Below are 4671 nucleotides of genomic sequence, written 5' to 3'. Positions count from 1 at the left end.
CGCCCCGCTCAGCGTTTCGCTGGGCGGGGCCGCTTGCGTTCCGCATCCCTCGTCGCGACCTGCTCAACTCCCCGCCCCTCTCGATCCTGTCTCGGCTCTGCCTCGTGCTGACGGTCCCTGGCTTTCCCGCTTCCGTTCTCCCTGTCTGGCTCCGTGCTTCGTGGTCTGTCTGTGTCTCGTCTGTCGTTGTGTGCTTCGGCTGCTCCTCTGTCTCTTCGGCTCTTGTGCTCCTCGGCCTCTTCGTCTTGCTTGCCGTTGCCGGTCCGCCTGCTCTCTCTGTTCGCTGCTCCTCTCTCCCTCGCTCCTCCCGTCTCCTGCTGCTCTCCCCTTCCGTCTCCCTTCCTCCTCACTCCCCGCCGGCTTCCTCCTTCCTGTCGTTCGCCTGTGGCTCTTCGCTGATGTCCTCAGTGCCCTTGGGGGTCTCGTAGAGAAGTAGTCGGCGCATTCCAACCCCCTTGACCGTCGCCCTGAAGTGCAGGTTTCCGTGTCGAGGGCGCAGCCTGGGGGCAAGTTGAAAGGCAAGTTGAAAGGCAAGCTGTAGAGCAAGTTGTAGGGCATGTTGTGGGGCAAGTTGTAAGGCAAGCTGGCCTCTGGCGGTGGTCTGCGTGGCCAAGTCCCCTGTTTCGCGGGGGGTGATTTCTCTCCCCTCCGGCATTCACGGAGGGGAGAGAAATCACCCCCCTGCAGTTGGGCTCCCTGGGAAGGGGAGGAGAAATCTCCCTCCTTTCAGGTCAGGGGGGAGATTTCTCAGTTGCCGCGCTGGAGGGAGAGACTTCTCTCCCCCTCAGGTCGGGGGAGAGAAATCACAGTCCAAAGGAGCGGCCCCGGGAAGGCCGGCGCCTGCGCAGGTGGAGCGTGCCGCTCAGCGCCGGCTGTTCTAGCTGCCTGGGACGCGGCGGGGTCATGCTCCCTGCGATGCCACGGTGGCCGCGATGGGCTCGCCGTCGCCGATGCGCCCGTCGAGGCAGAGCTCGCGGTAGCCGGGCGTGTAGTGAAGCCGTGTCCGCCGCAGGTGGCGCAGTCCGGGGCGTGGGCGGTGGGGGCGCCGATGCAGAGAATCGGCTCTTGGTGGACGGCGGTGTAGTTGTCGTCGCCGTGGTGCTCCCAGGTGAGCACGGTGAGGACTTCGCCGGTGCCGTCGCAGCGCCCTGCGCAGTCGTGGGGGTGCGAGTCCTCGTCTTCGTGCTGGTCGTCGAAGTCGCGGAAGGCGTCCAGGAGATAGGCGCGGGCGCGGAGATCGTTCAGGGCTGGCCGGCGGTCGAGGGCCCGCAGGGCGTGGCCGGCGGTGGCCGCGGCCACCGCTGCGGCGCTGTCGGCCGGTGCCGCGGTGGCGGCCCAGTCGAGTAGGAGTCCGCGGGTCATGAGGTGTCGCCGTTGTTCGCTGGCCACGTCGACGGCGGGGAAGCGGGAGGTGAGGCCGAGGTTGGCCCAGGCGTAGGTGTCGAGCATTTGGCGAACCAGCCGGGGGCCGGGTCGGAGGAAGGGGCGCTTGGGTGGCAGAGAGTCGTCAGTGGCTTGAGGGGCTAGGCATGAGTCGCCGTGGGTGTGCTGGTGGAGTCGGGCGTACTGGGCTCGCAGGTGGTCGAGACCGTTGTGGGGGTGGTCGCCGAGGGCCAGGCCGTCGACCTCGCGGAGGAGGGCGCCGTGGTCGCGGGCGGCTTCGTAGAGGTCGGGGTCTCGGGTGCGCAGGGCGAGGACGTCGACGAGTGCGCCGGCGTGCAGGAGGTTGAAGCGGCGCAGGGCGGGAACGGCGTCGCTGTCGGGGTCGTATTCGAGAGCGTCGGTGAGGCGATAGTGGGCCCAACGCGCTTCGAGGATGAGCCGGGTGATGGACGGGCGTTCATCGCGGTACGCCTTTACGGTGTGTTCGGGGTGGTGGCCGACGGGCACGAGGGTTCCCTTCAGGTGACTGGTGGCGGGTTAGCGGGGCCTGGTCGGCCCGGGCTTCATCGGGTCGTTGCAGGCGAGGTCACGATGGCGTCGGCTAGGCGGTGAAGGCTGTCGCCCTGCGGAGCTGCAGCCTTGAAGACGCGGTGCGCCGCTCCGGCGGGGGCGTGGGGCAGTGCGAAGACGCGGCCGCGGTCGAGGACGGCGAGGAGACGTGCGGCGTGATGTTCGCATCCATCGGCGCCAGCGTTGTCCGCGTCGAGCACGGTCACGGCGACGGGGCCGGCGCAGGTGGTGTAATCCGTCGGGAGTGTGGCGGGGCAGCGGGCCATCGGTCCTCATCTGGTGGGCTGGGTGAAGTGGCTTTATGGGGCTCCTGGTTGGCGGGGACGGAGCCTGGGCTGCGACTAGCACCGTTCTTCGTCGAGAGGTGCGCGTGGCCCCAGAGGTTCGGTTCCGGGACCGGGCGTCGTGTGCAATGTCGCGGAGGCGCTCGCGGCGTCGTTCTTGTACGTAGCCGCGGCAGTGCAGGGGGTCGTGCTGGGAGGTGGGCCACGCCGAGGCTGTGGCGCACCAGGAGCAGTGCGGTCGCCTGGTCAGGCGCCGGCTGAGGGCGAGAGCGAGCAGGGTGACGACGGCTCCGAGGCCTCTTCCGAGAACGAAGGGGTGCATCTGGTGTCTCCCACTGGATGATGCGGGGCCACCGGGTGGTGGCCCCGCATCGGAGGTAGTCGGGACGGGTGTGCTGGGGGTGGGTAACTGGTCGCGTGGCAGCGGATCGCCAGGGAGGAGGGCCAGTCGTGACTCACCGGGGCTCCGTGGCGTCGGTCCTCGTTCCGTTTCGATCACCACCAGTGCCGGAACAGGTAATCCCCGCGCGGGATCTCGCCGCGCCGGATGAGATCGGCCAGGACCAATTTCAGCGAGGGAGAGAAGGCGCGATCGGCGAAGAATCGGTCCTCGAACACGGCGTTCTCAAGGTCTTGCGTTTCAGGCGGGTTCGCCTCGACAGTGGCTGGCGTGTTCTCGTCAGCGACGCGGATGCTCAGCCAGTAATCCAGCTCAGTCATGCCGGTCTTGACGACGCTCTCGCCGGTACGGGAGTCCCAGCCCAGGTACAGCTCGGCGTCGTCGAGGTCTCCGAGTGCTTCCAGGTAGTCGTCGTCGGAGGTGAGTTCGTACAGCTTCACGCTGTCATTACCGATGTGCTCGTCGTCCCGCTGGCATCCGCGCAGCGAGCTATACGGCTTGCCGTAGACGCGTTCGGCAATGGCTTCGATCGGGATGTGGCCGTTCTCGGCGGTCGCATGATCAGCGTGTGGCTCCAGCATGTAGATGCTGTAGGGCGTGTACTTGGGTGCGTCGGGCATGACGGATCTTCCTCGTGGGTCTCCGGGGTCGGTCAGATGTGGTCGTGGAGATCGGTGTCGTTGTAGGTGGTCGCGGAGACCGTGATCCAGCCGGTTCGGTCGCCGTCGCGGAGCTGGAGCTCCCACTTGCCCGGCTGCCAGTGCTGACCGGTCTGCTTCCGGCCGACGTACTGCCGCTGGCACTGCTTGGTGGGCTGGCTGCTGCCGTCTGTGGTCGAGCCGGAGGAGCCGGGCTGGGTGGTGCCGGAGGTGCCTCCGTTGGTGAGCGACTTGCCGGGCTGGGTACCGCCGGACGAGCCGCCGGAGCCGCCGGAGCCGCCGGGGGTGGTGTCGTTGTTCTTCTTGCCGGTGCTGCCCGACGAGCTGGACTTGCCGCTGCTGGACTTGCTGCCGCTGGAGCCGCCGCTGCGGCCCGCGAAGGCGGTAGTGGTGAACGAGCTAGTGCGGATTGTCGAGCAGTCCTGGCGGTACACGTCCTCGTAGTCGGTGATCCAGCGACCGTCGTAGCCACGCTTGTCGATGACCTCGCCGTGCTTGATGGGCTCGTTGGTGCAGCCGGTGAGGGCGAGGAGCGCGGCGGCCGTTAGGGCGGTGCCGAGCGTCAGGGTGCGGGGCGTGGGCACGTTGGGCTCCAGGAGGTGTGTGGGTGCGCTCGTCTGCTACAGGTGTTGTGCGCGAGCGGCGTGTGACACAGAGGCGGAACTTTCTCCGCGAAGATCACAGTACACATTGAACCCTCAATACGCAACGCATAGTTGAGGTGTCGATCCGTCTCCTCGTCGTGAGGCGTTGGGCAGCCCCGGCGTTGGGCGCGTCAGAGCGCTGTGTGAGTGCTTGCGCGTCAGCTAATGGACTGGATGATCCAGGCGAGCAGGCAGATGCCGACGATGACCGCCCACATGCGCAGGGCGGCCGGATCCTTAGCGATCGACTTGGCGTTGGACTCGAACACCTCGGCCGTCGGCATCATGCCGGGGTGGACGGTGTCCCGGTGCTCATCCCGCTTGGCGGCGGCCTGATCCTTCGGCAGCCACCCGGTCGTGATCCCGCATGGGCCGCACTCGTACCGCCATGCCACTGCGGGCTCCTCTTCCGCCGGTCCTGTCGGATGTGGTTCGACGGTACCGGGGTGCCGCGCCCTACGGGATCGGAACAAGCCGATAGGGAACGGTAGATGGGGGCGGTAGATGCTTCTAGCGTTGCCATAGATGCGCAGGTCAGACGGTCGTAGATGTCGCCGATAGATGGCTGGCGGCGCCTGCGCGGGGGAGGGGAGTGATGGCCGGCGGGAAGGGGTTTCGGGTGCCCGGGAGCCCCCTCTGGCCGGCGGCCGGGGGGGGCTCCCGGGCGGATGGTTCAGGCACTGTCCGCAGGGGCCTCGAGGAAGGCGACTTCGGGGGGTGGAGCCGGGGCC

4 protein-coding genes are annotated in these 4671 nt (G+C 67.7%); all 4 read right to left on the bottom strand.

Annotated features, from left to right (window positions below):
- Positions 1-747: 747 nt before the first annotated feature.
- The 4 genes from GUY61_RS35015 to GUY61_RS35000 all read right to left on the bottom strand — a co-directional run bounded on the left by GUY61_RS35015 (position 748) and on the right by GUY61_RS35000 (position 4335).
- Positions 748-1890, bottom strand: coding sequence for a hypothetical protein (locus tag GUY61_RS35015; protein ID WP_166634352.1), 1143 nt, complete (start codon positions 1888-1890; stop codon positions 748-750).
- A gap of 842 nt (positions 1891-2732) precedes the next feature.
- The gene (locus GUY61_RS35010; protein ID WP_024126620.1) at positions 2733-3257 is read right to left on the bottom strand and encodes a hypothetical protein; all 525 of its coding nucleotides are present in this window, start codon (positions 3255-3257) and stop codon (positions 2733-2735) included.
- Between the two features lie 32 nt (positions 3258-3289).
- Complete coding sequence (locus GUY61_RS35005; RefSeq protein WP_166634351.1) at positions 3290-3880, bottom strand: hypothetical protein; 591 nt, start codon at positions 3878-3880, stop codon at positions 3290-3292.
- Positions 3881-4098: 218 nt separating this feature from the next.
- A complete protein-coding gene (locus GUY61_RS35000; RefSeq protein WP_166634350.1) occupies positions 4099-4335 on the bottom strand; it encodes a hypothetical protein in 237 nt (78 codons plus the stop codon).
- Between the last annotated feature and the right edge of the window lie 336 nt (positions 4336-4671).

It is taken from the genome of Streptomyces sp. GC420, from assembly GCF_009916105.1.
Classification (GTDB): Bacteria; Actinomycetota; Actinomycetes; order Streptomycetales; family Streptomycetaceae; genus Streptomyces.
The sequence above is the reverse complement of the archived record's forward strand: the minus strand, read 5'-3'. Positions and strand labels throughout refer to the sequence as shown.

Bases quoted from the DNA above. Each gene is read 5' to 3' on its own strand.
- GUY61_RS35010 (WP_024126620.1), bottom strand. From the start codon at position 3,257: ATGCCCGACGCACCCAAGTACACGCCCTACAGCATCTACATGCTGGAG.